The sequence below is a fragment of the Pseudomonas sp. LBUM1647 genome, assembly GCF_059716175.1.
This window is the reverse complement of the sequence record NZ_CP166809.1, coordinates 3,056,558-3,082,903: the sequence shown is the minus strand read 5'-3', so window position 1 is coordinate 3,082,903 and position 26,346 is coordinate 3,056,558. Positions and strand designations below refer to the sequence as shown.

Annotated in this window: 26 protein-coding genes; 20 read left to right on the top strand and 6 right to left on the bottom strand. The window is 60.2% G+C overall.

All coding sequences use genetic code 11. From position 1 onward, the window contains the following. The first annotated feature begins 74 nt into the window (after positions 1–74). From ACA059_RS14060 to ACA059_RS14030, 7 genes are read left to right on the top strand one after another with little or no spacing between them, the layout of a single operon-like run. Positions 75–752: a thermostable hemolysin gene (locus tag ACA059_RS14060; RefSeq protein ID WP_497634388.1), complete on the top strand. Its 678-nt coding sequence runs from the start codon at positions 75–77 to the stop codon at positions 750–752. Beyond that, a complete protein-coding gene (locus ACA059_RS14055; RefSeq protein ID WP_497634387.1) occupies positions 742–2,223 on the top strand; it encodes an AMP-binding protein in 1,482 nt (493 codons plus the stop codon). Before ACA059_RS14060 ends, ACA059_RS14055 begins: the two co-directional genes overlap by 11 nt. Continuing rightward, positions 2,220–2,894, top strand: coding sequence for an iron-containing redox enzyme family protein (locus ACA059_RS14050; RefSeq protein ID WP_497634386.1), 675 nt, complete (start codon positions 2,220–2,222; stop codon positions 2,892–2,894). Before ACA059_RS14055 ends, ACA059_RS14050 begins: the two co-directional genes overlap by 4 nt. Continuing rightward, the gene (locus ACA059_RS14045; protein WP_497634385.1) at positions 2,881–3,690 is read left to right on the top strand and encodes an SDR family oxidoreductase; all 810 of its coding nucleotides are present in this window, start codon (positions 2,881–2,883) and stop codon (positions 3,688–3,690) included. The genes ACA059_RS14050 and ACA059_RS14045 overlap by 14 nt, the downstream gene beginning before the upstream one ends. Further along, on the top strand, positions 3,687–4,331 hold the full coding sequence (locus ACA059_RS14040) for a tetratricopeptide repeat protein (RefSeq protein ID WP_497634384.1): 645 nt from the start codon (positions 3,687–3,689) through the stop codon (positions 4,329–4,331). The genes ACA059_RS14045 and ACA059_RS14040 overlap by 4 nt, the downstream gene beginning before the upstream one ends. 11 nt (positions 4,332–4,342) lie before the next feature. Further along, complete coding sequence (locus tag ACA059_RS14035; RefSeq protein WP_497634383.1) at positions 4,343–5,005, top strand: response regulator; 663 nt, start codon at positions 4,343–4,345, stop codon at positions 5,003–5,005. Continuing rightward, positions 5,002–6,420: an ATP-binding protein gene (locus ACA059_RS14030; protein WP_497634382.1), complete on the top strand. Its 1,419-nt coding sequence runs from the start codon at positions 5,002–5,004 to the stop codon at positions 6,418–6,420. Before ACA059_RS14035 ends, ACA059_RS14030 begins: the two co-directional genes overlap by 4 nt. Before the next feature lie 90 nt (positions 6,421–6,510). Here ACA059_RS14030 and ACA059_RS14025 read toward each other — a convergent pair whose 3' ends face one another. After that, positions 6,511–6,726: a DUF4287 domain-containing protein gene (locus tag ACA059_RS14025; RefSeq protein WP_497634381.1), complete on the bottom strand. Its 216-nt coding sequence runs from the start codon at positions 6,724–6,726 to the stop codon at positions 6,511–6,513. A gap of 227 nt (positions 6,727–6,953) precedes the next feature. Here ACA059_RS14025 and ACA059_RS14020 point away from each other — a divergent pair, with 227 nt between their 5' ends. Then, positions 6,954–7,358 carry a carbohydrate-binding module family 20 domain-containing protein gene (locus tag ACA059_RS14020; RefSeq protein WP_497634380.1) on the top strand — a complete coding sequence of 135 codons (405 nt, stop codon included), beginning with the start codon at positions 6,954–6,956 and terminating at the stop codon, positions 7,356–7,358. Between the two features lie 18 nt (positions 7,359–7,376). Here the strand turns inward: ACA059_RS14020 and ACA059_RS14015 are convergent, their stop codons facing one another. After that, on the bottom strand, positions 7,377–8,261 hold the full coding sequence (locus ACA059_RS14015) for a LysR family transcriptional regulator (protein ID WP_497634378.1): 885 nt from the start codon (positions 8,259–8,261) through the stop codon (positions 7,377–7,379). 120 nt (positions 8,262–8,381) lie between these two features. Here ACA059_RS14015 and ACA059_RS14010 point away from each other — a divergent pair, with 120 nt between their 5' ends. The 3 genes from ACA059_RS14010 (at position 8,382) to lldD (ending at position 13,184) form a co-directional block, all read left to right on the top strand. After that, positions 8,382–10,028 carry a GMC family oxidoreductase gene (locus ACA059_RS14010; RefSeq protein WP_497634376.1) on the top strand — a complete coding sequence of 549 codons (1,647 nt, stop codon included), beginning with the start codon at positions 8,382–8,384 and terminating at the stop codon, positions 10,026–10,028. Positions 10,029–10,221: 193 nt separating this feature from the next. Next, a complete protein-coding gene (locus ACA059_RS14005; RefSeq protein WP_497634374.1) occupies positions 10,222–11,844 on the top strand; it encodes an MFS transporter in 1,623 nt (540 codons plus the stop codon). A 197-nt stretch (positions 11,845–12,041) separates the two neighbouring features. Then, a complete protein-coding gene (lldD, locus tag ACA059_RS14000) occupies positions 12,042–13,184 on the top strand; it encodes an FMN-dependent L-lactate dehydrogenase LldD (protein WP_497634372.1) in 1,143 nt (380 codons plus the stop codon). Between the two features lie 780 nt (positions 13,185–13,964). Here lldD and ACA059_RS13995 read toward each other — a convergent pair. Then, a complete protein-coding gene (locus ACA059_RS13995; protein WP_111452527.1) occupies positions 13,965–14,333 on the bottom strand; it encodes a DUF427 domain-containing protein in 369 nt (122 codons plus the stop codon). A 219-nt stretch (positions 14,334–14,552) separates the two neighbouring features. On the opposite strand from ACA059_RS13995, the gene ACA059_RS13990 reads away from it, so the two are divergent. From ACA059_RS13990 to ACA059_RS13960, 7 genes are all read left to right on the top strand, one after another. Then, positions 14,553–14,780, top strand: coding sequence for a hypothetical protein (locus tag ACA059_RS13990; RefSeq protein WP_497634371.1), 228 nt, complete (start codon positions 14,553–14,555; stop codon positions 14,778–14,780). Positions 14,781–14,909: 129 nt separating this feature from the next. Then, positions 14,910–17,141 (top strand): C1 family peptidase, encoded by a 2,232-nt coding sequence (locus tag ACA059_RS13985; protein WP_497634369.1) that lies wholly within the window; start codon positions 14,910–14,912, stop codon positions 17,139–17,141. A gap of 118 nt (positions 17,142–17,259) precedes the next feature. Then, positions 17,260–19,209: a DNA topoisomerase III gene (locus ACA059_RS13980; RefSeq protein ID WP_497634367.1), complete on the top strand. Its 1,950-nt coding sequence runs from the start codon at positions 17,260–17,262 to the stop codon at positions 19,207–19,209. Positions 19,210–19,287: 78 nt separating this feature from the next. After that, positions 19,288–19,920 carry a glutathione S-transferase family protein gene (locus ACA059_RS13975; RefSeq protein WP_497634365.1) on the top strand — a complete coding sequence of 211 codons (633 nt, stop codon included), beginning with the start codon at positions 19,288–19,290 and terminating at the stop codon, positions 19,918–19,920. A 45-nt stretch (positions 19,921–19,965) separates the two neighbouring features. Further along, positions 19,966–20,469: a GNAT family N-acetyltransferase gene (locus tag ACA059_RS13970; RefSeq protein ID WP_497634363.1), complete on the top strand. Its 504-nt coding sequence runs from the start codon at positions 19,966–19,968 to the stop codon at positions 20,467–20,469. A 520-nt stretch (positions 20,470–20,989) separates the two neighbouring features. Beyond that, positions 20,990–21,319: a hypothetical protein gene (locus ACA059_RS13965; RefSeq protein WP_497634362.1), complete on the top strand. Its 330-nt coding sequence runs from the start codon at positions 20,990–20,992 to the stop codon at positions 21,317–21,319. A 136-nt stretch (positions 21,320–21,455) separates the two neighbouring features. Then, positions 21,456–21,758, top strand: coding sequence for a hypothetical protein (locus ACA059_RS13960; RefSeq protein WP_497634361.1), 303 nt, complete (start codon positions 21,456–21,458; stop codon positions 21,756–21,758). Here the strand turns inward: ACA059_RS13960 and cynR are convergent. Further along, positions 21,744–22,649, bottom strand: a complete 906-nt coding sequence (gene cynR, locus ACA059_RS13955; protein WP_497634359.1) for a transcriptional regulator CynR — start codon at positions 22,647–22,649, stop codon at positions 21,744–21,746. The two genes, ACA059_RS13960 and cynR, sit on opposite strands and share 15 nt — an antisense overlap. 124 nt (positions 22,650–22,773) lie before the next feature. On the opposite strand from cynR, the gene cynS reads away from it, so the two are divergent. Further along, on the top strand, positions 22,774–23,241 hold the full coding sequence (gene cynS, locus ACA059_RS13950) for a cyanase (protein ID WP_497634357.1): 468 nt from the start codon (positions 22,774–22,776) through the stop codon (positions 23,239–23,241). Positions 23,242–23,478: 237 nt separating this feature from the next. Then, the gene (locus ACA059_RS13945; protein WP_497634355.1) at positions 23,479–24,141 is read left to right on the top strand and encodes a carbonic anhydrase; all 663 of its coding nucleotides are present in this window, start codon (positions 23,479–23,481) and stop codon (positions 24,139–24,141) included. 80 nt (positions 24,142–24,221) lie between these two features. On the opposite strand, the gene ACA059_RS13940 is transcribed toward ACA059_RS13945, so the two are convergent. Next, complete coding sequence (locus ACA059_RS13940) at positions 24,222–24,572, bottom strand: BON domain-containing protein (RefSeq protein WP_497634354.1); 351 nt, start codon at positions 24,570–24,572, stop codon at positions 24,222–24,224. A 169-nt stretch (positions 24,573–24,741) separates the two neighbouring features. Beyond that, positions 24,742–26,244, bottom strand: a complete 1,503-nt coding sequence (locus tag ACA059_RS13935; RefSeq protein ID WP_497634352.1) for an aldehyde dehydrogenase family protein — start codon at positions 26,242–26,244, stop codon at positions 24,742–24,744. Between the last annotated feature and the right edge of the window lie 102 nt (positions 26,245–26,346).

Sequence of the window (26,346 nt, the reverse complement as noted above, 5' to 3'; positions counted from 1 at the left end):
TTTGTCCACCTTCAGACTCCGTTAAGAAATGCCTCCGATACTCCTCCCACACTTACCCAGGGAGGCGTATTCCAATGCCCGATTTCGACTGGAACATCCCTCTGCCCCTGCATTTCGGCCAAGCCGAAACCCCGCAGATGAGTCTGGCCAGAGCCCTGCCGGACGAGCTCCTGCGCCCCGTCTTCGAAGCCTTTATCCAGCAACGTTTCCGTAAGGCCCACGGGGCCGACATCCGTCATTTCATGCCGGAGCTGTTTGGCATGAACAACGCGTCAGGTGAACTGTGTGCAGTGGCCGGCGTGCGTCTGGCGAGTAGCGAACCGCTGTTTCTGGAACGTTACCTGGACGAACCGATCGATCCACTGATCAGTGCCGCTGCCGATTGTGCAGTAGACCGCGGGGGCATTGTCGAAGTGGGCAACCTGGCCGCCAGCGACACCGGCAGTGCGCGAATGAGCATCATCGCCATCACTTACCTGCTGGCCATGGGTGGCCTGGAATGGGTGGCGTTCACCGGCAACATCGGCCTGGTGAATAGCTTTCACCGTCTGGGGTTGAAACCCGTGACCCTTTGCGCCGCCGATCCGCAGCGGCTGGGCGACGACCGCCACAGCTGGGGCAGTTACTACGAGAGCAAACCCTGGGTGCACGTTGGCAACATCCGCGCCGGCTTCATCCATTTGCGCAACATCGGGATGTTCAATCGCCTGGGGTTGCCATCGTCCATCGAGGAATCCAGCCATGTCGCCTGAAACCGAGCGTTTCAAACAGACCCTGCGCAGCCATGCCGAACGCAAGACCAATGCCATTGCCGTGTGGGGCGATCACCTGAAACTGGATTACGCCACGCTGTACGCTGAAGTGGTGTATCGCCAGCAGCGTCTGCGCGATGAAAACGTCAAGGTGGTTGCACTGGCCCTGGACAACGGCGTCGAAGCCATGCTCTGGGACCTGGCCGTGCTGTTCGAAGGCCTGACCTGCCTGACGTTGCCACCTTTCTTCAGCCCGGCTCAACGCAAACATTGCCTGAAACAAAGCCAGGCCGCCCTGGTGATTGCCGAGCCAGCCCTGGAAGGCGAACTGCAAACGGCCGGCTATGAGAAAACCGGCGAGTTCTGGCGCCGCACTTTCAGCGGCCCGAACCGGATGCCCGAAGGCACCGCCAAACTGACCTTCACCTCGGGCACCACCGGCACACCCAAAGGCGTGTGCCTGAGTGCCGAGAGCATTCTGCGGGTCGCCCGCGAACTGGATCAGGCCAGCAAGCCCACCGATCCACAGCATCACCTCGCTCTTCTGCCGCTGGCGATCCTGCTGGAAAATATCGGCTGCTATGCGGCGCTGTACGCTGGCGCAACGCTGAGCCTGCCCAGCCAGAAAACCCTGGGTATTCAGGGTGCTAACGGTGTGGATGTGCCTCGGCTACTAGGTTGCCTGGCCATCCGTGCGCCGGAGAGCCTGATCCTCGTGCCGCAATTACTGCTGCTGCTGGTCAACGCCGCCGAGCAAAAAGCCTTCAGCCCCCACTCGTTGCGTTTTGCCGCGGTGGGTGGTGCACGGGTTAGCGAGGAATTGCTGCATCGCGCGCAACGGATCGGTCTACCGGTTTACGAAGGCTACGGACTGTCGGAGTGCGCGTCGGTGGTGTGCCTCAATCGGCCAGAAGCGCGCCGCCCTGGAAGTGTCGGCCGGCCCCTGCCCCACGTGGACATTCGCCTGGCCGACGACGGCGAAGTGCTGATCAAGGGGGCGACCTTGCTCGGTTACCTGGGCGAGGCGCCGCACACCGATGAGTGGTGGCCCAGCGGCGATCTTGGCGAGTTCGACCCCGAGGGCTTTCTCTACCTCAAGGGGCGCAAGAAACACCAATTCGTCACCAGTTACGGCCGCAATGTGAACCCGGAATGGGTCGAGGCTGAATTAACCCAACGCCGCCATATCGCCCAAGCCTTCGTCTACGGCGAAGCGATGCCGAGCAACCACGCGCTGCTCTGGCCCCATCGTCCGGATTGCACCGACGAAGAACTGGCCGCCGCCGTGGCGCACGCCAACGAGGCCTTGCCCGATTACGCCCAGGTCCATCACTGGACCCGTCTAGCTCAACCGTTCACCCCCCCCAATGGCCTGCTGACCGCCAATGGCCGACCACGCCGGGACGCCATCGTCGAGCGTTACCGGGCGCAACTGACTGAAGCTGTCTTTTCCGAGGAATCCGCATCATGAGTTTTTTCGACACGCTGCAAGAAGCTACCCACCAGGAACGCCATGAACTGTTCAATTTGCCGATCATTCGTGATGCTCTCGAGGGCAGGGTCAGCCTGGAAAGCTACCGGGCCTTCCTGGCGCAAGCCTATTACCACGTGCGCCACACCGTGCCGCTGATGATGGCGTGCGGTGCCCGTTTGTCGTCGCGCCTGGAATGGCTGCGTAAAGCGGTGTGCGAGTACATCGAGGACGAATACGGCCACGAACAATGGGTCCTCGACGACATCGACGCCTGCGGTGGCGACAAGGACGCGGTGCGCGACGGTCGTCCGTCCTTGCCGATCGAATTGATGGTCAGCTTCCTCTACGACCTGATAGCCCGGGACAATCCGGTCGGCCTGTTCGGCATGGTCAACGTGCTGGAAGGCACCAGCATCGCCCTGGCCACCCATGCCGCCGACAGCATTCGCGAACGCCTGGACCTGCCGCAAAGCGCATTCAGTTACCTCAGCTCCCATGGTTCGCTGGATATCGAGCACATGCAGACCTATCGCCGCTTGATGAACACCCTCGATGATCCGGCCGACCAGGCCGCTGTGATTCACGCCTCCAAGGTGGTTTACACGCTGTACACCGACATGTTCCGCGGCTTGCCGCGCGACGGGGAGAACCCGCATGCGCCTGTCTGAGGCCCGCGTGGTGTTGACCGGCGCCAGCGGCGGCATCGGTCTGGCGATCACTACCGCCCTGTGCGCCAGTGGCGCCCGGGTATTGGCGGTGGCTCGGCATCGGGAACCGTTGGAGCCTTTACTCGAACGCTATCCGCAGCAATTGTGCTGGGTCGGCGCCGACCTGACGTTTCTCGCCGACCGCCGCAAAGTACTGGCCGCCGCGGAATCCATCGGCGGTATCAACCTGCTGATCAACGCCGCCGGGGTCAATCACTTCGCCATGCTTGAACAGCTCGATGACAGCGACATCAACGCCATGCTGGCGGTGAACATCAGCGTGCCGATCTGCCTGACCAAGCTATTGCTGCCGCTGCTCAAGCAAGCTGAAAGCGCGATGGTGGTGAACGTCGGCTCGACCTACGGCTCCATCGGCTACCCCGGTTACGCCAGCTATTGCGCCACCAAGTTTGCCCTGCGGGGTTTTTCCGAAGCCCTGCGCCGGGAACTGGCCGACACCCGCGTCGGCGTTTTGTACGTCGCGCCCCGTGCCACCCGCACCAGCATGAACAGCCCGGCGGCGCAGGCCTTGAATGACGCACTCAAATCCAATGTCGACGACCCGCAAAAAGTCGCCTCGGCGGTGATGCACGCCATTGCCGGTGACCGCCGCGACTTGTACCTGGGCTGGCCGGAACGCTTTTTCGTACGCCTGAACAGTCTGTTGCCAAACCTGGTGGATCGCGGCCTGCGCAAGCAGTTGCCACTGATCCGTCGCCTGAGTCAGAAGCCTGATAACGAGAAACTCAAACCATGAAAAAACTCTGCGCGTGTTTGCTGGTGGGTGCCTTGAGCCAAAGCGTCTGGGCGCTGGACGCCGCCGATCAACAACGTCTCAATGGCATCCAGCAAAGCTGGGCGCACATTCAATACGAGGTGCCCGCGGATCAACGCACTGCAGCGTTTGAAAAACTCGCCGTCCAGGCCTCGGCGTTCACTCACGAACGCCAATCGGTGGCCGAAGCCTGGATCTGGTCCGGTATCGTCACCAGCAGTTGGGCCGGAGCCCAGGGCGGGCTCGGTGCGCTGAGCAAGGTCAAGGATGCGAAAGTCGATCTGGAGAAAGCCCTGGCCCTTGACCCAAAAGCCCTGCAAGGCTCGGCCTACACCAGCCTCGGCGCGCTGTACGACCGTGTACCGGGCTGGCCCATCGGTTTCGGCGACGCCGACAAGGCCGAACAGTTGCTCAAGCAGGCCTTGCAACTCAACCCGAACGGCATCGATAGTCTGTACTTCTGGGGTGATCACCTCTACCGTCAAAAACGCTACAGCGAAGCCCGGGGCGCGCTGCAAAAAGCCCTGCAGGCAGACCCACGGCCAGGCCGGCAAACCGCTGACGCCGGGCGGCGCAAAGAGATCGAAGCGTTACTGGTGGACGTAAACAAGAAAATCGACTGACAGGAGTCCGTGTGCGCTTATTACTGATCGAGGATGACGTGGCCCTGGGCGAAGGCATCCATCAGGCCCTTGGCCGCGAAGGTTATACCGTTGACTGGTTGCAGGACGGCAGCAGTGCCTTGCATTCGTTGCTCAGCGAAAACTTTGATCTGGCGGTGCTCGACCTCGGCCTGCCGCGCATGGACGGGCTGGAAGTGCTGCGCCGCCTGCGTGACAGCGGCTCCAACCTGCCCGTGCTGATCCTCACCGCGCGGGACGCCACCGAAGACCGTATCGCCGGGCTGGATGCCGGGGCCGACGATTACCTGATCAAGCCTTTTGATCTGGCCGAACTCAAGGCGCGTCTGCGGGCCTTGCTGCGGCGCAGTGCCGGCCGCGCGCAGATGCTGATCGAACACGCTGGCATCAGCCTCAACCCTGGCACCCAGCAAGTCAGCTATCTCGGCGAACCAGTCGCGCTGACACCCAAGGAATATCAGCTACTCCACGAATTACTCTCGCCACCGGGCCGGGTCATGACCCGCGATCACTTGATGCAGTTGCTTTACGGCTGGAACGAGGAAGCCGAAAGCAACACCTTGGAAGTGCATATACATCACCTGCGCAAGAAGTTCTCCACCGACCTGATCCGTACCATTCGTGGTGTCGGTTATCTGGTGGAGGAGCGTCGATGACGTCCATTCGGCGCCGCACCCTGACGCTGATCATCGGCCTGATGCTCGCCGGTCTGGCGGTGATCAGCGTGTTCAACTGGAACGACAGCAACCACGAAATTGCCGAAGTCTATGACGCTCAACTGGCGCAGAACGCCCGGCTGCTGCAGGGTGTGATGCGCATGCCGCTGGCCAGCAAGGAACACGCCGAGCTGTATCAGGCGTTCAACAAGGCCCTGGGCGAAGCGGTGCCCAGGGTCGATGGCCATCCTTATGAAAGCAAGATTGCCTTTCAGGTCTGGAATCGTCAGGGCGAAGTGCTGGTGCACACCGCCAGCGCGCCCTCCTTCACCGGGCCCCCTTCAAAATCGGGTTTCAGCGATGTGGTGGATCTGAACCACCGCCACTGGCGCGCGTTCATGCTGGAAGACAAACAAACGGATTTACGGATCTGGGTGGGCGAACGCGACGATGTGCGTTCGGACCTGGTAGACCGGATCCTGCGCCATACCCTGTGGCCCAATGTGCTGGGCAGCCTGATCCTGGTGGCGATGGTCTGGCTGGCCATTGGCTGGGGCCTCAAGCCCCTGGCCGATATGGCGGCGACGCTGCGGGCACGGCACAGCGGTTCTCTGGAACCGCTGCAACTGACCCCGCTGCCCAGCGAGCTCGAACCGATGCAAGCGGCGCTCAATCGCATGCTCGCGCAGATTCAGGAAGTGCTCGGCCGCGAGCGGCGCTTCATCGCCGACGCCGCCCATGAAATGCGCACGCCCCTGGCGGTGCTGCGGGTGCATGCGCAAAACCTGCTGGAGGCCGGCACCGAACAGGAGCGCCGGGAATCCCTGGCATTTCTGATTTCGGGCGTGGACCGAACCAGCCGTTTGGTCAACCAATTGCTGACCATGGCTCGCCTTGAACCCAAAGCCGTGACACCGGTGCTGCACACCATTGACCTGACTGAAACCGTACGCGACAGCCTGGTTCAGCTCACGCCCTGGTTACTGAGCAAGAACCTTGAACTGGCCTTCGACGTCACCGACCGGCCCCTGAAGGTGGCCGCCGACGCCGCCGCCATCGACATCGCCCTCAACAACCTGATCAGCAACGCGGCAAACTTTTCCCCCGAGCACGGCGTCATCACCGTGCAGCTGGATCAGGCTGACGGGTTCTATTCACTGAGTGTCGAGGATCAGGGGCCGGGCATCGACGAAGCGGAACGCGGCCGGTTGTTCGAACGTTTTTACAGTCGCGGTAACGTCCAGGGGGCGGGGTTGGGGCTGACAATCGTCAATACCATTGCGACTCGGCTGGGTGGACGAATCACGTTGGTCAATCGTCCGGTGGGCGGGTTGCGGGCGACCCTGTCGATTCCGGACGACCGCTCCCGCACGCCTTTACAGCGCACCACGCGCGAGTTGCCGCCGAATGCTTGAGTGATCACAAGCGGGCTTGCCCGCGAAAACGGCCGCACATCCAGCATCCCTTTCACTGCCATGCCACGCGGCAAGCCGTTTACAGCTGGCTCACGCTTTAGCGCTCGCTAAATAATGCGCAACCAAAGCATTCGCATGGCCATGCCCCATACCGTGTTCAGTCTTCAGCCACGCCACCATTTCCATGTGCTTCTTTGCGCTCACTGTTCCGAGCAGGTCCAGCCAGTGACTGATTGGCTGCCCATATTTTTTCTCGATTGACGGGAAGTACGACGCTGGGCCTTTCACTTTTGTATCTTCGGTCATGCTGCTAGCTCCCTTGTTCGCGGCGGAGTGTCGGTGGACGCTCCTTGTCTTCATCCCTCGAATTGAAGGCAAGGACGGCTGCACAGTCCAGCGCAAACAAGCTCGCAGTTAATAAGCAACGATTGAACCTATCGCGAAGCGCTCTAAAGAACTGTCATTTCTAACAGGTCACTTTCAGTTTCGCCGGGGCTAAGCTGCGCCCACTGGAATGAATTGAGGTGTTCATCATGTCTCGCAATCGTTACCTATTGCCGCTGGGCGTTTGCTTGTTGGCAATGCTGCCCGTGTTCCGCGATGCCCTGGGTGTCACGTGGGTGCCCTTAAAAGACGAAGTGGAATTTCAATGCTATAACGGCAACACGGTACCGGGCTACAGCGTGTATGTGGTCGGCAACCATCCGGAGTTAGGGAATTGGGATCCGGCCAAGGCCGTAAAGCTCGACCCTAAACCCGCTCCTAACAACGCTACATGGACCGGCAAGGTACTTTTCCCTGGCACGGACGACGGCAAAAATGAGGAATGGAAGTGTATCGTGCGCAAAGAGAACGACCCGACCGACGTGAAGTGGCAGCCCGGTCCCAACAACACGGTGAAGTTGGTTTTCCGCACAAAGAGTATCGGCACGTTCTGAGGCGTGAGTGAACATTTGTTATCCCAGCAACAACGCCTGCTCGCGCTCACACAACTCCACCACGTAATCCCACAACACCCGCAACCGCACCGATTTGTGCAGCTCCCGCCGCGTGCTGATCCAGTAACTGCGCTGAATACTTTCATCCGGCAGCAACGGCACCAGGCCGGGATCGGCGCAGGCCATGTAGCACGGCAACACGGCGATCCCCAGACCTGAGCGCGCGGCTTGTTGCTGGGCGATGACGCTGGTGCTGTGGAAGACCACCTGCGGATTGCGACAGAAGCTGTTGAGGAACATCAGTTCCTGGCTGAACAGCAAGTCATCGACGTAACCGATCCAGGCGTGGCGACCGAGGTCTTCGCGGCTGCGCAGCGGTGGCGAACGGTCGAGATACTCCTGGCTGGCGTACAGCGCCAATCGATAGTCAGTCAGTTTTCGCGTGACCAGCATGTCGGCGGCCGGGCGCTCCAGGTGGATGCTGATCTCGGCCTCACGATTGAGGATGCTGACGAAACGCGGCACCGCCACCAGTTCCACTTCGAGCCCCGGATAACGTTCGAACAGGCCGTTCATGCGGCTGGCGAGGAACATGATGCCCAACCCCTCCGTCACCCCGACACGGATCTTGCCTAACGGTGCACTCGACTGAGTAATTTCTTCCTGCGCCAGCAACGCGACGTTTTCCATCGCTTCGGCATGTTTGAGCAACGCTTCGCCCGCCGGCGTCAGCTCATAACCCTGCGCATGCTGAACAAACAGCGCGGTGCCGAGGCTCTTTTCGATGGCCTCGATGTGCCGGGCCACGGTGGCGTGGGTGGTATTCAAACGACGGGCAGCGGTGAGCAAACGCCCGCTGCGCTGCAACTCGAGAAAAAACCGCAGGTCATTCCAGTCGAACATGAGTCATCCTTGAAGCGAGGTGTTTAAAAACGCACAGCGGCTGCGCAAAAACTAACATTCTTTTGACGAAAGCTAACAACTAGGATGACCGACAACAAGAACAACAAGTTGAGGTCACGGATGCAGACTTCCCTGGATGAATACGACTACATCGTGGTCGGGGCCGGCCCGGCCGGTTGTTTGCTGGCCAATCGATTGTCCGCCGACCCGCAGAACCGCGTGCTGCTGCTCGAAGCCGGCGGCCGCGACAACTATGCGTGGATTCACATCCCCGTGGGTTACCTGTTCTGCATCGGCAACCCGCGCACCGACTGGTGCTTCAAGACCGAAGCGCAACCCGGCCTGCAAGGCCGCGCCCTGAGTTACCCGCGTGGCAAGGTACTCGGCGGCTGTTCCTCGATCAACGGCATGATCTACATGCGCGGCCAGGCCGGCGACTACGACGGCTGGGCGGCCCAGGGCAATCCCGGCTGGAGCTGGCAAGACGTCCTGCCATTGTTCAAAAGGAGCGAAAACCATTTTGCTGGCGACTCGGAGTTTCACGGCGCCGCCGGGGAATGGCGGATCGAACGTCAGCGGCTGTCATGGCCGATTCTCGATGCCTTCCGCAGCGCCGCCGAGCAAAGCGGCATCGCCAGCATTGATGACTTCAACCAGGGCGACAACGAAGGCTGCGGCTACTTCCAGGTCAACCAGAAGGCCGGTATTCGCTGGAACGCCGCCAAGGCGTTTCTCAAACCGATCCGCCATCGGCCCAATCTCACCGTGCTGACCGACGTTGAAGTCGACCGCGTGCTGCTGGAAAACGGCCGTGCGTCAGCGGTCAGTGCGCGTTGGCAGGGTCAGGCGAGAACCTTCAAGGCGCGCAAAGAAATCGTGCTGTGCGCCGGTTCCGTTGGCTCACCGAGCATCCTGCAACGTTCCGGCATCGGCCCTCGCCCACTGCTGCAAAAACTGGGGATTGGCGTTGCCCATGAACTGCCCGGCGTGGGTGGCAATCTGCAGGATCACCTGCAACTGCGCCTGATCTACAAACTGGAAAACGCCCGCACCCTGAATCAAATTGCCGGCAGCCTGTGGGGCAAGATGGGCATGGGCCTGCGTTACCTGTATGACCGCAGCGGTCCGCTGTCCATGGCACCGAGCCAACTCGGGGCCTTCGCCCGTTCGGGACCGGAGCAGACGTCGGCGAATCTCGAGTACCACGTTCAACCGCTGTCGCTGGAGCGTTTTGGCGAGCCGTTGCATGCGTTCCCCGCCTTCACGGCGTCGGTGTGCGATCTGCGCCCGCAAAGCCGTGGTCGCGTCGAGATTCGCTCCACCGATCCGCAGGAAGCACCGCTGATTCAGCCCAATTACTTGAGCCATCCGGAGGACTTGCGGGTGGCAGCGGATGCCATTCGCCTGACCCGCCGCATCGTCGCCGCACCGGCCCTGCAAGCGTTCAAACCGGTCGAGTACTTGCCCGGCGACAGCTTGCAGAGCGAAGAACAATTGCACGAAGCCGCCGCCCGCATCGGCACCACCATCTTCCATCCGGTCGGCACCTGCCGCATGGGCAATGACGCGGACGCGGTGGTTGATGCGCAACTCAAAGTCCATGGCATCCCGGGCCTGCGCATCGCTGACGCCTCGATCATGCCGCGCATCACCTCGGGCAACACCTGTTCGCCTACGCTGATGATTGCCGAAAAAGCCGCGCAACTGATCCTCAGCCCCAGCACAAGGAGCATCACCGAGCAGAAGGAACTGACCACCAACGCCTGAATAACACCTGTAGGAGCTGGCGCAGCCTGCGATCTTTTGACGTATTTGAACACGCTTGAAGATCAACGGATCGCAGGCTTCGCCAGCTCCTACAGGGAACGAGTACACCGATACATCGACAATAGCGGCGCCAGCCCATAAGGCCGGCGCCGACAGTGGAACAAAAAAAACAATCACTGTGAGGGATACCGATATGTCAGAACATGCTCAGCCTCTGGAAGCCGTGCGCAGCGCGGGCACCGGCAAGGAAACCCAGAAAGTCATCTTCGCCTCGTCGCTCGGGACGGTCTTCGAGTGGTACGACTTTTTCCTCTATGGCGCCCTCGCGGCGGTGATCAGCAAACAGTTTTTCGCCGGGGTCAACGACACCACGGCGTTCATTTTTGCGCTGATGGCCTTCGCTGCCGGCTTCATCGTGCGGCCGTTCGGCGCCTTGGTGTTCGGCCGGCTGGGGGACATGATCGGGCGTAAATACACCTTCCTTGCGACCATCATTCTCATGGGCCTGGCGACCTTCTGCGTCGGACTGCTGCCAACCTACTCGAGCATCGGCATTGCCGCGCCGATCATCCTCGTGTTGCTGCGCATGCTTCAGGGCCTGGCTCTGGGCGGTGAATACGGCGGCGCTGCCACCTACGTGGCCGAACACGCACCGATGGGTAAACGCGGTTTCCACACCAGCTGGATTCAGTCCACCGCAACCCTCGGCTTGCTGCTGTCGCTGCTGGTGGTGCTCGGTTGCCGCTACTTCACCGGTGACCAGTTCGAAGTCTGGGGCTGGCGGATTCCGTTCCTGTTTTCGATCATTCTGCTGGGCATCTCGACCTGGATTCGCATGAGCCTGCACGAGTCGCCGGCGTTCGTGAAAATGAAAGAGGAAGGCAAACTCTGCAAGTCGCCACTGCGCGATTCCTTCGGCAAATGGGAAAACCTGAAAGTCGTACTGATCGCCCTGTTCAGCATCAATGCCGGGCAAGCCGTGACCTTCTACGCGGCGCAGTTCTACGTGCTGTTCTTCCTCACCCAGTTCCTGAAAATGGACCCGGCCCTGGCCAACAGCCTGCTGATCGTCAGCGTGATCATCGGCGCACCGTTCTTCATTTTCTTCGGCTGGCTATCGGACAAAGTCGGGCGCAAACCGGTGCTGATGATCGGCCTGCTGCTGGCGACTGCACTGTACTTCCCGATCTTCAAGTCCATCGCCCACTACGCCAACCCGGCCATTGACCAGGCCAGCCGTCAGGCACCGATCACCGTGCTGGCGGACCCGGCCACCTGCACCTTCCAGTTCGACCCGGTGGGCAAGGCGAAATTTGATAGCCCTTGCGACAAGGTCAAAACCTTCCTGGTGAAACAGGGCCTTCCCTACAACAGCGAAGCGGCACCGGCCGGCAGCGCCGTGCAGGTCAGCGTTGGTGAAGTGAAACTCGAAGGCTACGATGAAGCGGCCCTGCGTGGCGCCGTGACCCTGGCGGGGTATCCGTCACAAGCCGATACGCAGCAGGTCAACAAGTCCATGATCGTGGCGTTGATGGTGGCGCTGATCATCATCAGCGCCATGTGCTACGGCCCGCTGGCAGCGCTGATGGTCGAACTGTTCCCGACCCGCATCCGCTACACCTCGATGTCCCTGCCGTACCACATCGGTAATGGCTGGTTCGGCGGTTTCCTGCCAACGGTGTCGTTTGCCTTGGTGGTGTACACCGGGGACATCTTCTACGGGCTGTGGTACCCGGTGGTGATTACCGGGGTGAGCCTTGTCGTCGGGATGATCTGTTTGCGTGAGACCAAGAACGTGGACCTGGATACCAACTGAGCTCACCACCATCCCCTGTGGCGAGGGGATTTATCCCCGTTGGGTCGCGAAGCGACCCCGATCTAGCCGACTCGATTGTTCTGACACACCGAGGCGGCTGGTTTAGGCCTGCTGCGCAGGCCAACGGGGATAAATCCCCTCGCCACAGGTAAGCTCAACGACATCGGCAGCCCCGCCATTCCACAGACCGAGGCACCATGATCATTTCATCCGCATCTGACTATCGCGAGGCAGCACGTCGCAAACTCCCGCGTTTTCTGTTTGATTACATTGATGGCGGGGCTTATGCAGAGCATACGCTGAGGGCCAATAGCGCTGATCTGACCGGCATCAGCCTGCGTCAGCGCATTCTGAAAAACGTCGAAACCCTGAGCCTTGAAACCACCCTCTTCGATCAACCACTTTCCATGCCGATCATATTGGCGCCGGTCGGCCTGACGGGCATGTTCGCCCGCCGTGGTGAAGTGCAGGCGGTTAAAGCGGCGGAAAATAAAGGCATTCCACTGTGCCTGTCGACGGTTTCGGTGTGCTCGATCGAAGAGGTCTCGGCACAAAGCCAGCAGTCCATCTGGTTTCAGCTGTATGTGTTGAAGGACAGAGGCTTCATGAAAAATGCACTGGAGCGGGCGAAGGCCGCCGGTGTGAAAAACCTGGTGTTTACCGTGGACATGCCCACGCCCGGCGCCCGATACAGGGACGCACACTCGGGCATGTCAGGCCCTTTTGCATCATCGCGGCGAATGCTTCAGGCCATGACCAAACCCGACTGGGCATTCAACGTCGGCCTCATGGGGCGTCCACACGACCTGGGCAATATCTCGAAGTACCTTGGCAAAGCCGTCACCCTCGAAGACTACATGGGCTGGTTGGCCAATAACTTCGACCCTTCAATCAGCTGGAGCGATCTGGAGTGGATTCGTGAGTTCTGGAAAGGCCCGATGATCATCAAAGGCATTCTCGATCCTCAGGATGCCCGGGACGCGGTCAGCTTTGGCGCGGATGGCATTGTCGTGTCGAACCACGGTGGGAGACAGTTGGACGGCGTGCTCTCCACCACCCGGGCATTGCCGCCCATCATGCAAGCCATCGGTAATGATTTGACGGTGCTGGTCGACTCGGGAATCCGCTCGGGACTTGATGTCGTACGGATGTTGGCGCTAGGCGCAAAAGGCGTATTGCTGGGGCGTTCCATGGCCTATGCATTGGCCGCCGATGGTCAACGCGGGGTGGAGAATATGCTCGATATCTTCGCCAAGGAAATGCGCGTCGCCATGACCTTGACCGGGGTGACCTCGATTAGCCAGATTGATGAATCCACGCTGGTGGATGCTGTTCGATGAGTTGAGCGCAAGGTTGGGGTACATATCCGTTTCTGCGGTGATGGCGGCTGGCGGTTTCGCTTTTACAGCGAGTCACTTTCGAAAAGCCTGCGCGGCCCGGCGGAAAGTAACCAAAGCGCTTCTGCCCCGCCATTCGGTGCCTCGCCTAGGCTCGGCATGCCCTCACTCCGGCATTGCTCCGGGGGCCCGCCGCCATCGGCCATCCATGGCCGGGGGCGGCTACCGCGGCATCCCTGCCGCGGTGCCCCCTGCGCAACGCCTGCGTTCGGCCTCTGGGAAAGGGGCAACAGATCAAAATCAAAAGCCAAAGCAACGGCAACAGCAACAGCAACGGCAAGATCAATAGCTTCGCGAGCAAGCCCGCTCCCACATAAAGCAGATCGGCGTCCAACTTTCGCTCTTCACCACTCAACAGGCCGAGCGTTAGCTCGCCTGCAGCTTTTGATCTTGATGCACCGCCCCCTCGAGAGACTTCGTTCCGGTTCTGCGCAGTGGGCAACCCGGCATGGATGCCGGGTTAGCCGCCCCCGGCCATGGATGGCCGATGGCGGCGGGCCCACGGAGCAGGACCGGAGCGAGGGCATGCCGAGCCACAGCGAGGCACCGAACGAACGGGGCAAGAGCCCTTGGTTACTTGGGGCTCTTCCAAGTGACCCGCCGTAAGGGCGGAACCAATAGCCGCCGTTACCGCAGAAACGGATATGCACACAAAAAACAAAACACAGGTCGGCCCTTGATCCACCGCCCTCTCGCTACACATGTGTGCCTGGAAAGCGCCCCTCACTCAACGTCTTTGAGCACCTCAAACGTGACTTGATCGGGATAAAACGCCATGTACCCGCGAATCTGCTCTACCGACACTTTGGGGTCTTCATAGCTCCACACCGCGTTAGCGCCCTCATGTCCCGGGACTTGCAGACTGAAATAGCTGGCATCGCCTTTGTAGGGGCAATAACTCGTGTGATCGGTGCGGGCAAAGTACTTTTCATCGATATCCTCCCGCGGTACGTAATACACCGGAGGATAGTTGGCCTCAAGCAACACCAGCGCCCGTGCGGACGCGGCCACCTGGATACCGTGAAACTTTACAAGCAGGCAGCCCGGCTGCTCTGCGATGGTGATGACAGGACTAGGACCGGTGCTTTTCATGAAATACGTTCCTCATGATGCTGATGGGCTGCGCTGCAGCCCCAAAACCTGAGACCACGACTTTCAGGTATAACCCAGATTTTGCACTCACGACGGCTTCGCAGCCGAACGGGACGATGCGGCGTTCCGACGAGCCCCCTCGCCGGCCGCGGCCCGGTGTGAGCGCGATCTTCAGGCGATTGCGGCGTGCCCATGCGGGCGAGGTACGCGGCGGTGAGCATGCGGAAAGTACCCAGCGGCCGAGCCGATAACCCGGAATTCTTGGAGCTGGGCCCGGTCCAGTCGTGGTCGGTGGAAGAAGCAGAACAGCACTGGGACCCGATGCACGTGCATTACACCTTCGGTACCAACAGCCGGGTGATCGCCAAGCGTGCACGTGCGGAACTGGGCTGGGTGCCGCGTCACGGTTCGATTCTGGACTGGATCAAGAGCGAAATGCCGCTTTAAGCAGGGCAAACACTCGAAGTCGGTGAAACATCGTCTACGATCAATAGGACCGTTGACCTCCCTACTGCTCAGACAGGCAGTCGTGGCATGGCGTGGGGATTTGAGTCTCAGAAACCTGAGGGCCTCACCATGCCCGCCACACAGTTTTCGCTCGATCAAAAGATCATCACCCTCGACGCTCGTCCGGATCGCCTTGATCTGCGCGACCGCATTTTTACCCCTCGCGTCCAGTCACTGCCGCCCTCCTGGCCCGCCGACAAGGACATTGCCTCCGAACTCTCGGGCTACCTGGACAAAAACATGGTGCTCTACCAGGGCAGCGAAGGCGCGTGCACCGGGTTCGGACTGGCGGCGGTGGTCAATTTTCTGTTGTGGCGGCGAGACAGGGCCTCCACCAAAACGAGTCCGCGCCAGCTTTATCATCTGGCCAAACTCTATGATGAATGGCCAGGCGAGGATTATGTGGGTTCCAGTTGTCGTGGCGCGTTGAAGGGTTGGCACAAACACGGCGTCTGCGCGCAGGAACTGTGGCCCTATACCGTCAAGCCGGACGGATCGGTTCCGGCCTTTGAAGCACCGGCGGAGAGTTGGGCGATGGACGCCATGACGCGGCCGCTGGGGGTTTACTACCGCGTCGAGAAGGACGATGTCACCGCCATGATGGCGGCGCTGTATGAGGCCGGCGCGCTTTTCGTCTCTGCCAATGTGCATCAGGGCTGGGCACTGATGCGGCCCAAAGGCAAAAAACAGCCGGCGGTGGAGTTCCAGAGCATGTCTCAGCTGCCCGTCATCAAATGGCCGGCAGCCAGTGAGGGCGGTCACGCCTTTGCCTTGATCGGGTACACCAGTCAGGGGTTCATCGTGCAGAATTCCTGGTCAACCGACTGGGGATTTTCCGGCTTCGCCATCCTGACGTTCGAGGACTGGCTGGCCAATGGCACCGACGCCTGGACCGTGGCCCTCGGGGTGCCGATCGAACGCGGCGCGCTATCGAAAAACGCACGCCCTTCAGGCTCCCGCAACGGTGCTCAATCACCGTTTCGTAGCGCGCTGTCGAGCTCAAGCGCCAAGCGCGAAGGGTTTTCCCTGTTCACGGCCAGCGCCTGCGAGCCCGATCGCAAAGGGCCGCCGCTGTTGACCAAGGATCAGGCTTATGGCCTGACCATCGTGATGGAAAACAATGGCAGCATCGGCCCTCGCCTTACCGATGTGGAAAACGTCCGGGCGGGCGTCAAGCGCATCGTCTACGAGGCGCCTCGCGCCTGGTACGACAAGCTGCCGGCCGCAAACAAACCCCCTGTGCTGCGTATCGCCGTCATTGCCCACGGCGGGCTCAATTCCGAGCAGGATTCCATCAATCGAATCTGTGCGATGGCGCCCTACTTCCTTGAAAACGGCATCTATCCGCTGTTTGTCACCTGGCGCACCGGGGCCCTCGAGACGCTGGCGGATATCGTCCAGGACACCCTGCCTGGACTATTTCCCGAAGCCGGCAGCATCAGCGATGCATTGAAGGCCATCAAGGACAAAGCCGTGGAAGGCTTTGATCGCACGCTGGAACTGGCGACCAAAAAACCCGGCGGCGACCAGTGGAGTCAGATGAAACAGAACGCCGAAGCCGCCGCAGTGGTCGGCTTTACCCCGCGCGGCCTGGTGGAAATGGCGGAGTCGCTGAAAAACCTGGTCGCCGACATGGGCAAGAAGAACGTCGAGCTGCACCTGATCGGCCATTCCGCGGGCTCTCTGATCAATGGCCACTTGATTCAACTGCTGTGGGCCAGGGGTTTGCCCACCGAAACGTCGACGCTGATGGCCCCGGCCTGCACCCTCGATTTCGCCAACCAGACCTACCGCAAAGTCATCGAAGGTGGAGGCCTCAAGCGCAAAGATTTCCACATTCACCTCATGTCCGACAGTCGTGAACAGGATGACAACGTCATCGGCGTGTACCACAAATCCCTGCTGTACCTCGTTTCCCGTGCCTATGAAGAACTGCAACGCATGCCGCTGCTGGGCATGGCCAAAAGCCTGGACAAGCAGTGCCAGGACTTCAGCAATCCCGATCTGGCGGAGTGGAACATCGCCGCCAAAAACATGACCGAACAGTGGAACCAGTTTTACTTTGGGAAAACCATTCCGACCGGGTTTGCCGCGACGGGTCGCGGGCTTCCGGAAGCATTCGCGCAAACCCTGCATATCTTCAACGATCCAAAAATGAACTACGGCGCGGGCACCAAAAAGGATACTTCCCACGGAGGCTTCGACAATGATGTGAACGTCATTACCGCAGCGTTGCTGACCCTTCTCAGGCGAGAGCCCGGGGCGAAGCTGGACCAACCGGTGGTTAATCTGAACTACTGAGGAGCCTGTGCAATGAATCGCAACGCACCGACTGTACATCCATACAGATAAAGATTGCCCCATCGCTCATCAGCCGCCATTCTGTCCGCCTCTCGACAGTTGATGAGCGATGGTGGTTATGCGGCTGTACCTCTGTGAAAAACCTTCCCAGGCCAAAGACATTGCGGCCGTCCTCGGCGCCAGGCGTCGTGGCGACGGCTGCTGGCTGGGAACGGACGTCACGGTGACCTGGTGCATCGGCCATCTGCTGGAAACCGCGCCGCCGGACGCCTATGACGCGCGCTACAAGCGCTGGGTGCTGGCGGATCTGCCGATCATTCCAGAGAAGTGGAAGATGACCGTCAAACCGCGCACGGCCAGCCAGTACAAAGCGGTCAAACGGCTGCTTGGCGAGGCCAGCGAACTGGTGATCGCCACCGACGCCGACCGTGAGGGCGAGATGATCGCCAGGGAACTGGTGGAGCATTGCCGGTATCGGGGGCCGATCCAGCGGCTATGGCTGTCGGCGCTGGACGATGCGTCGATCCGCAAGGCGTTGGCAGCCCTGAAGCCCGGGGCCGAGACCTTTAGCCTTTACCATTCGGCACTCGGGCGTTCCCGGGCCGACTGGTTGATCGGGATGAACATGAGTCGGCTGTTCACGCTGTTGGGGCGCCAGTCCGGTTATCAGGGCGTATTGCCGGTCGGTCGGGTGCAAACGCCGACCCTGCGCCTGGTGGTGGATCGCGACCGCAGCATCGCCGATTTCGTGCCGGTCGCCTATTGGGCCATCGATGTGCAACTACTGCACGACGGCACCGCGTTCACCGCCCAGTGGCGTGCTGCCTCCGAGGTTTGCGACGATCAGGATCGCTGCCTGAATCAGGCGTTGGCGCAAAATGCAGCGGCGGCAATTGGCAGTGCGGCGAGTGCCCGGGTGATCAAACTGCGCACCGAGCGGATGCGCGAAGTGGCACCCCTGCCCTTCGATCTGGGCACCTTGCAGGAAGTCTGCTCGAAGAAGCTCGGGCTCGGCGCCCAGGAAACCCTCGACATCGCCCAGGCCCTGTACGAAACCCACAAGGTCATCACCTATCCACGCAGCGACTGCGGGTATCTGCCCGTGAGTCAGCACAGCGAAGCACCGGGCATTCTGGCCGCGCTGAGGCAGGCTGATCCGGCACTGAACCCCTTGAACGATTTCCTGGAGCCTCAGCGCCGCTCACGGGCCTGGAACGACGCCAAGGTCAGCGCTCACCACGGCATCATCCCCACCGCTGCGGCGAAGAACCTCGAGCGGCTGGTGGGCAAGCAGCGGGCGGTCTACACACTGATCCGCGCACGTTATCTGGCGCAGTTTCTGCCCAACCATGAATACGACCGGACCCAGGCCGACTTCAACTGCGCCGGTGAAGCCTTGCGTGCTGTTGGCAAGCAGATCGTCGAGCCCGGCTGGAAGCGCGCCCTGCCCGAGGCCCTCGCCCCAGCCAAGGGCCGCGAAGCACCGGCGCCGCAAACGCTGCCGGCATTGGCCGAAGGACGTGACTGCGCGGTGGCCGACGTGAAGCTCAAGGACCTCTGGACGCAACCGCCCAAACCGTTCACCGAAGGCGATCTGATCAAGGCGATGAAGAACGTCGCCAAACTGGTGGAAGATCCTCTGCTCAAGCAGAAACTCAAGGACACCACCGGCATCGGCACTGAAGCGACCCGCGCCTCGATCATCCAGGGCCTGCTCGACCGTGGTTATCTGATCAAGAACGGCAAGGCCCTGGCCGCCACCCCGGCCGCGTTCAGCCTGATCGATGCCGTGCCGCGTGCCATCGCCGACCCCGGGACCACGGCAATCTGGGAGCAGGCGCTGGACATGGTGCAGAGCGGCGAGATGAGTCTGGAAGAGTTCGTCACCAAGCAGGCCGCATGGATGAGCAAACAGGTCGCCCGTTGCGCCGGCCTGAGCCTGACCATCAGCGGACCGGCAAGCCCCGCCGGGCGCGGTGCCACACCGTGGAAAAACAAACGCAAGCCCGCCAAACGCAAGCCCTCGACGGGCACCAAACGCGCGGCAAAACCGGCGAGCAAGGCTTGAGGGCACTTCGGGCGAGCCAAAAGGGTCTAGTGTTCTTCAAGCCCAGCAACAGCCCCATTTTCTGATAAGGCATCGACCATGATTATCGTGCATCACCTGAACAACTCCCGCTCCCAGCGGATTCTCTGGTTGCTGGAAGAACTGGCCATCCCTTACGAGCTGAAATGCTATCAGCGCGACCCGAAGACCAACCTGGCACCGCCGGAATTGAAAGCGATCAATGCCCTGGGTAAATCACCGGTCATCGAAGACGGCGCGCAAAAACTGATCGAGTCTTCGGCGATCATCGACTACCTGATTCGCCGCCATGGCGACGGTCGCCTGCAACCCGATCCATCCACCCCCGCCTATGACGAATACGTGCAGTGGCTGCATTTCGCCGAAGGCTCGGCGATGTTGCCGCTGATGTTGAACCTGTACGTGAGACGGCTCGGTGAAGCCGGCACGCCGTTGCATCCGCGGATCAATTCGGAGGTGGCCAACTACCTGAGCTACCTCGACACAGCTCTGAGCCAGTCCGATTACCTGCTGGGCAATGAATTCAGCGCCGCCGACATCCAGATGAGTTTTATCGGCGAGATCGCCAGAGCCCAAGGCAAGCTCGGCAACTATCCTCATATAGCGGCCTGGATTGATCGCTTTCAGGCTCGCCCGGCCTATCAAGCCGCACTGAAAAAAGGTGGGAAATACGATTTCGCCCCCACTGAGTGATCGCACTTGGGCCAAGGATGGCCCGCGCATCAGGAGCCAATCCGCATGCCCTTGATCGAACTGCACGCCGCCCAACGCGACGAACTGGAAACGATTGAAAACCTGATGCAGTTCTACCTGTATGACTTCAGCGAGTGGTTGCCGCTGAAGCTCGGTGAGCATGGCTTCTTCAACGCTCAGCCCAAACCGGGTTACTGGCGCAACCCCGCAACCAGGCCGTTTCTGATCAAGGTCGACGCAGAATTGGCCGGCTTCGTGACGGTGGATGACGAAACCCATCTTCACGGCGCCGAGTACAACATCGGCTACTTCTTTGTCAGTCGACGCTTTCGTGGCCAAGGCGTCGCGAAGTTTGTCGTTTCCACCCTCTTGAGCCGGCTCCCCGGTCAATGGCAAATTTTCCACCTCGACGTGAATCAGCCTGCGCAGCGGTTCTGGGCCCGGGTCTTGGCTGATCTCACCCATGGCGAGTTCACCCTGCATCAGCTGCCGGTAGACGGTTATCCCTGCACCGTTTACCGATTCCAGACATCGTTGCCATCGTCCTGACTGGCGCTTTCCAATTCCACTTTTTAATTCCAAACGACTTTGTCCGACAATATGTAGTGACCAAAAATAATCACTACAAAACCGTTGACGCCTCCGATTTGCCCTTGCATGATGCAGACGTCTCCCCGATCGGGAGAACAGGCAACACGTTTGAGCAAGCTCGTCTGACCGCCGAGCTGTTTTTCCCGGATACACGCTGCCCACAAGGCAGATTGAAGAAGCTGACCTGGCCTGAACGTCCAGTACAAGGACGAGAAGCGCTGGCGATCAATCCTCATGAAGCTTGTGGCCGACCCTGAAAATGTCGGCAGTGGCCAGAAGGTTTTCGCCGCTTCTCCTCGTTGTGACGCTATTGCGTAGCAGTTATTCAACACGACTACATGCAACAGACGCGGGACCCCGTCAATTTGGCGGCCGACCGCTGACGTCCTGGTTTCGGTGCCAGGGATCAACTAACCGATGGGCTACCTGTATTAGCGAATCAACTTTGAAAGATCACCAAATGGTCAAGGGGCTTATTATGAATCTGAACAATCAACCTACTATCGATGAACTGGCTCATCTGTTCGCTGCGCAGAAAGACAGCCATGACAGCCATATTCTGTGGATCAGCAAGTCGGGCCAGGTGCAGATCGACTGCCTGTCGCCTCACGCCCATGAAGCGGAGTTCGACAAGAACAACCAGAACCTGCTCGCCCGACTGAAGATGTACCGTCGCGGCCAAGGCTATGTCGGCAAGAAAGCCGCGGCTGACAAGAACTTCATCGGTAATGTTCTGCAAACGCTGAAACAGGCATGGGCCTCGATGCAGAACCAGAACGAAGTTCGGGTGATTGACCGGTTCTCCTGATACCTCCCAGGGGTTTCATTCCACCCCCCATCAAAAAGGCCCCGCTCGTCACATCGAGCGGGGCCTTTTTGTTTGTCTCGTGCTCACCAAACAACGCTATCGTTAACCGTGTGCACTGGATCATTGGAGGTTTGTGATGAACATACAACTGACAGGCTTGCTGTTACTCGTAATGGCCAGTGCTGCCCATGCAAACAGCATCATCGGCGTTCCGTTATTCGATGCGGACTGCCCAGGCAAAATCATCGTCCACGCGGATCAGGACGGACCGGTGTTGATCAACAGCAAGGAAGCCGAGACCAAAGCCATTGACGATCGCCGTTTCGAAGCCAGGGGTTCGGGCGTCGTCATCTCGATCCTCCTCTCCGATGACGACTCGGTCACGGTGTCCTCCACTGGCAAGGCACCCAATGGGGTGTGCCAATTAATAGAGGACTGAGGTCGTCGACTCACCTGCAGCTGCACCCAACACCAGTTCCATAAAAGCCACCGACGCGGCGCTGTGATAGTTGTTTTTGCGTCGAAGCAGCGCGGCCCCTCGTTTGGGTGCCTCCCCCAACAACGGGATCTTGCGCAACGCCCGACCCTCGGTAGCAATGGGCTCCGGAAGGATGGTGGCGATGGCGGTGTGCCGAATGACTTCCAGCAAGGTGCTCACCGAGTTGACCTCGATCACCACCTTCGGCGTGATCTGCTCCTGGGCAAAGTACTCATCAATGCGGGTGCGGGTAACGAAGTCGGGGGCCAGTAGCGCAAATTCCAATTGCGCGACCTCTTGCGCGGACAACGCGACCTGGCTTTCGTATAACGGGTGATCGCGCCCCACCATGACGCCCAACGTCTCGGTAAACGCCGGGATAGACTCGATGTCGGCATTTCTGACCTGGGTAAACGCGATGGCGATGTCCAGTGAGTCATCCACCAGCCCGGCCTCGATGTCATCCATCGACAGCTCGAAAATCTGTAGATGGATGTTCGGATACCGCGCCACGTAATCGCGCACCAACGGCCCCACCAGGTACGCCATGAACGTTGGGGTCATGGCCAGCCGCAAGGTGCCGCGGGACAAGTCCTTTACGTCATGCAGCGCACGTTTGCCGGCCTCCAGTTCCACCAGCACCCGACGAGCACATTCGATGTAGGCCTCTCCCGCATCGGTGGGTTTCACCGTGCGCGAGGTTCGGTCGAACAGGCTCACGCCCAGGGTTTCTTCCAGTTGCCGGATCTGTTGGGACAGGGTCGGCTGCGAGACGTGAAGCGCCTCGGCGGCGCGAGTGAAACCGCCGTGATCGGCGACCGCCAGCAAATAGCGCAAATGTCGGAGCAGCATGGGGAATCACCATCTATAGGCTGTGCTTATGCGCCGCATTGTATATCGGTCTTGGACGCTATGGATCGATCAGCAGAAGATTGCTCCACACCCAAGCAACATCACTCCCGACAGGAGAAACACCATGCAACAGTCCCACGCTTACAACGACCCAAGCCTGGCCCTGACCACGTCGATCCTCGATGCAAAAGCGCGCAAAAGCCTGTCCTGGCAGGACCTGACCGACGGCACCGGCCTCGGTCTGGCCTACGTCACTGCCGCCCTGCTCGGTCAGCACCCGCTGCCGGAAAGCGCCGCCAAAGTGATTGGCGAAAAACTGGACCTGGACGCCGACACCGTGGCCCGCCTGCAGGTCATCCCGCTACGCGGCAGCCTCTCGGGTGTCCCGACCGACCCGACCATCTACCGCTTCTACGAAATGATCCAGATTTACGGCACCACCTTGAAAGCCCTGGTTCATGAGCAATTCGGCGACGGCATCATCAGTGCGATCAACTTTAAGCTCGATATGAAGAAAGTCGAAGACCCGGAAGGCGGCTCCCGCGCGGTGATCACTCTCGACGGCAAATTCCTGCCGCTGCGTCCTTTCTAAGTGGATACCGGCCCGCACCACGACGCTATATCCGTAGCAGCTGCCGAGCCTGCGAGGCTGTGGCGAGGGGATTTATCCCCGTTGGGCTGCGAAGCGGCCCCTGTTTTTCCAACCACTCCGCATCCAATGGATTACGACGGCTTCGCCGCCGAACGGGGATAAATCCCCTCGCCACAGCCTCGCAGGCTCGGCAGCTGCTACAAAATAATCATTTGATTCACGTATGAGGACATCGCCATGAAAGCGCTCATCGAAGGTTTTTTGAAGTTCCAGAAAGACGCCTTTCCGCAACGCACCGACCTGTTCAAACACCTGGCTACCACCCAGAATCCGGGCACACTGTTCATCACCTGTTCCGACAGCCGTGTCGTGCCAGAACTGTTGACCCAACAAGAACCCGGTGAACTGTTTGTGATCCGCAATGCCGGCAACATCGTGCCCTCCTACAGCCCTCACCCCGGCGGTGTGTCGGCCACGGTCGAATATGCGGTCGCGGTGCTCGGCGTCACCGATATTGTGATCTGCGGGCACTCGGACTGCGGCGCCATGACCGCCGTCGCCAAGTGCACATGCATGGACCACCTGCCCGCCGTCAGCGGCTGGTTGCAACACGCCGAGTCAGCGAAAGTCATTAACGAATCCCGCCCTCACGCCAGTGAAGCGGCGAAGGTGAGTTCAATGGTGCGGGAGAATGTCATTGCGCAACTGGCCAATATCCAGACGCATCCGAGCGTGCGCCTGGCTCAGGAGAAAGGCCTGTTGAATCTGCATGGTTGGGTCTACGACATCGAGACCGGTTCGGTCGACGCCCTGGATGCCAACAGCCACCGTTTTGTCGCGCTCGCCGAGTATCCGGATACCTGCGCCCTTCAAGCCCGAGCCATAGAAGCAGCAGCCTGAAGCGTGTATCCATTGGCAGATAGACGATCGACGCAGCGCTCCCGGCTCACGGGAGCGCTGCACTGACACGATCGACTGGGTTATTTATCGTCCATCTTTGCTGAAGATTGTGGCCGAATTTCAGCGCTCTCTTCGGCGTTGGGGGGTTCTGGAATACTGCCGGGCGTGAACACGTGAGTCAGCAAGTCTTTGGCATCGATGTCGACGACCCCCTGAACCGAACGGGTCAGAGCAACAGCCTGCTCACACTGTTTATGGGTGTTGACACGACCGCTCAATGCCACCGTGCCCCCGTGGGTTTTGACATGGATTTGCAGGCCAAGGCTTGGTTCAGCCATTGCCAGGGCTGACTTCACCCTCGCGGTAATCCACGTGTCGTGAACGCCCCTTTCCAGATCATGAGAGTATTGTTGAAAGGAATGAAGTTTCATGGTGTAACCCTCTCTCCGTCATCAGATGCACTGCCCATCCATTGGCTGTGCAGCCTTCTGACTCTCAGGCGAGCGTTATGGACATCTGATTCATTTTGGAGTGCTCGCCGCGCCCATACGGACGCACATTAAGTATAGTGCGGCCGTTGACTGGGGTCGTGGTGCTGGATCAGCGTTTGACCGACAGATCCGTCTGGGTCATGCGACTGCGGATCGTGAACACCCCATCTCCCGAGAGAATCGCACTGCGAGCAAACAGGCGACCGCTTTCCCAGTTCGAAAGACCCAGTTCCGGCTTGTTCAGCGCGTACTGTCCGTCGACCCAGCGGGTAATCCCGTTACCGACAAAGGGTGCGTTGACCGCGTTGTAGAAGCGTTCCTGAGCCGCGGCATCTTCACTGATCAGCGACACGGTGAACTGCGGGCTATAGCGATTGAACAACGCGATGGCGCTGTCCAGGTCATCGACAATCTTCAGGCTGACTTCCGGGGTTTCTTCCCATTCCCACTCGCGGCCCAACTGATCCTCGGGCAGCGGTTCGGCCAACGCTTCGGTTTGATAGCCATCGGCGCGGTACACCTCAACGCTTGCGGTCTGCCAATCGGTCGGCAAGTACGGCTCGCTACCTTCGACGATGTGCAATTTGCAGCCCTGTCCGCGTACGGTGCCGGCCTGTTGCAGCGCGTCGAGGAACAGCGGCAGCAATTGCGCGACACGGTCACGGTGAATCAGGCAGACGTTCATCGTGTTGCAGACTTTGCGATCCAGCGAGTTGCGCACCACCGCGGCAAAGCGCTGGGTATCGGCGTCCTTGTCGGCGATCAGCCAGGCGCCACCGGTGCCGTGCAGGCTGACGGCCGTGCCGGCTTGTTGGGCGATGCTGCCCAGTTGACTGACCGCACGACCCGAACCACGGGCCACCGCCAGCGACAGGCGCCGGTCGGCGAACATCGCCCAACCGGCGGCATGATTGACGCTTTCCACCAGCGACACCGCGCCGCTCGGCAACCCGGCGTCGCTCAGTGCCGGATTCAGCGCGTGGGTGACGATGGCTTGCGCCGTGCCCAACGCATCGCTGCCAATGCGCAGCACCGCCGTGTTACCCGTGCGCAACACACCGGCGGCGTCGGCGAAGACGTTCGGTCGACCTTCGAAGACGAAAGCGACGATGCCCAGCGGCGAGACTACTTGCTCGACTTTCCAGCCGTCATGCTCGATGCAACTGACCACTTTGCCGCGCGTGGCCGACGCATCGCGCCAGGCCCTGAGGCCGGCGATCATGTCGCGGCGCATGCGTTCATCCGCCAGAAGCCGCGTGGTGGAACGCCCACGGGCCTTGGCCCGCTCGATGTCGGCCCGGTTGGCGGCTTCGATCAAAGCCCAGCAGGCAGGGTCTTCCAGGCGTTGGGCGAAGCGATCAAAGAACTCGCTGATGGCTTGATCGGAGACCGCGGACATTGCGCTGAACGCCGCTTCGGCACGCTCGATTGCAATGGCCGCCGCTTGCTGGTCAGCCACCGGAATCAGCAACAATTCGCCGCTGACCTGCTCCACCAGCAAATGGTCCCCGGGCTGAAAGCGCGCGGCCAATTCGGGGCTGACCACAGAGACACGATTCCCGGCGAAAGGGATTGGCGTGCCAGCGACTAGACGTTCGAGCGCAAGAGACATGAAGCGGTTTCACCATGCAGTGGGCGGCCGGAAAATGTATAGGAAAATCCCTGGAGCGTCATTAACCGCAGACCTGACCGGTGATCGAAAACCCGGCGGCCC

Coding starts and splice junctions, on each gene's coding strand:
- ACA059_RS14060 (WP_497634388.1), top strand. CDS start 75: ATGCCCGATTTCGACTGGAACATCCCTCTGCCCCTGCATTTCGGCCAA.
- ACA059_RS14055 (WP_497634387.1), top strand. CDS start 742: ATGTCGCCTGAAACCGAGCGTTTCAAACAGACCCTGCGCAGCCATGCC.
- ACA059_RS14050 (WP_497634386.1), top strand. CDS start 2,220: ATGAGTTTTTTCGACACGCTGCAAGAAGCTACCCACCAGGAACGCCAT.
- ACA059_RS14045 (WP_497634385.1), top strand. CDS start 2,881: ATGCGCCTGTCTGAGGCCCGCGTGGTGTTGACCGGCGCCAGCGGCGGC.
- ACA059_RS14040 (WP_497634384.1), top strand. CDS start 3,687: ATGAAAAAACTCTGCGCGTGTTTGCTGGTGGGTGCCTTGAGCCAAAGC.
- ACA059_RS14030 (WP_497634382.1), top strand. CDS start 5,002: ATGACGTCCATTCGGCGCCGCACCCTGACGCTGATCATCGGCCTGATG.
- ACA059_RS14025 (WP_497634381.1), bottom strand. CDS start 6,726: ATGACCGAAGATACAAAAGTGAAAGGCCCAGCGTCGTACTTCCCGTCA.
- ACA059_RS14020 (WP_497634380.1), top strand. CDS start 6,954: ATGTCTCGCAATCGTTACCTATTGCCGCTGGGCGTTTGCTTGTTGGCA.
- ACA059_RS14015 (WP_497634378.1), bottom strand. CDS start 8,261: ATGTTCGACTGGAATGACCTGCGGTTTTTTCTCGAGTTGCAGCGCAGC.
- ACA059_RS14010 (WP_497634376.1), top strand. CDS start 8,382: ATGCAGACTTCCCTGGATGAATACGACTACATCGTGGTCGGGGCCGGC.
- ACA059_RS14005 (WP_497634374.1), top strand. CDS start 10,222: ATGTCAGAACATGCTCAGCCTCTGGAAGCCGTGCGCAGCGCGGGCACC.
- lldD (WP_497634372.1), top strand. CDS start 12,042: ATGATCATTTCATCCGCATCTGACTATCGCGAGGCAGCACGTCGCAAA.
- ACA059_RS13995 (WP_111452527.1), bottom strand. CDS start 14,333: ATGAAAAGCACCGGTCCTAGTCCTGTCATCACCATCGCAGAGCAGCCG.
- ACA059_RS13990 (WP_497634371.1), top strand. CDS start 14,553: ATGCGGAAAGTACCCAGCGGCCGAGCCGATAACCCGGAATTCTTGGAG.
- ACA059_RS13985 (WP_497634369.1), top strand. CDS start 14,910: ATGCCCGCCACACAGTTTTCGCTCGATCAAAAGATCATCACCCTCGAC.
- ACA059_RS13980 (WP_497634367.1), top strand. CDS start 17,260: ATGCGGCTGTACCTCTGTGAAAAACCTTCCCAGGCCAAAGACATTGCG.
- ACA059_RS13975 (WP_497634365.1), top strand. CDS start 19,288: ATGATTATCGTGCATCACCTGAACAACTCCCGCTCCCAGCGGATTCTC.
- ACA059_RS13970 (WP_497634363.1), top strand. CDS start 19,966: ATGCCCTTGATCGAACTGCACGCCGCCCAACGCGACGAACTGGAAACG.
- ACA059_RS13965 (WP_497634362.1), top strand. CDS start 20,990: ATGAATCTGAACAATCAACCTACTATCGATGAACTGGCTCATCTGTTC.
- ACA059_RS13960 (WP_497634361.1), top strand. CDS start 21,456: ATGAACATACAACTGACAGGCTTGCTGTTACTCGTAATGGCCAGTGCT.
- cynR (WP_497634359.1), bottom strand. CDS start 22,649: ATGCTGCTCCGACATTTGCGCTATTTGCTGGCGGTCGCCGATCACGGC.
- cynS (WP_497634357.1), top strand. CDS start 22,774: ATGCAACAGTCCCACGCTTACAACGACCCAAGCCTGGCCCTGACCACG.
- ACA059_RS13945 (WP_497634355.1), top strand. CDS start 23,479: ATGAAAGCGCTCATCGAAGGTTTTTTGAAGTTCCAGAAAGACGCCTTT.
- ACA059_RS13940 (WP_497634354.1), bottom strand. CDS start 24,572: ATGAAACTTCATTCCTTTCAACAATACTCTCATGATCTGGAAAGGGGC.
- ACA059_RS13935 (WP_497634352.1), bottom strand. CDS start 26,244: ATGTCTCTTGCGCTCGAACGTCTAGTCGCTGGCACGCCAATCCCTTTC.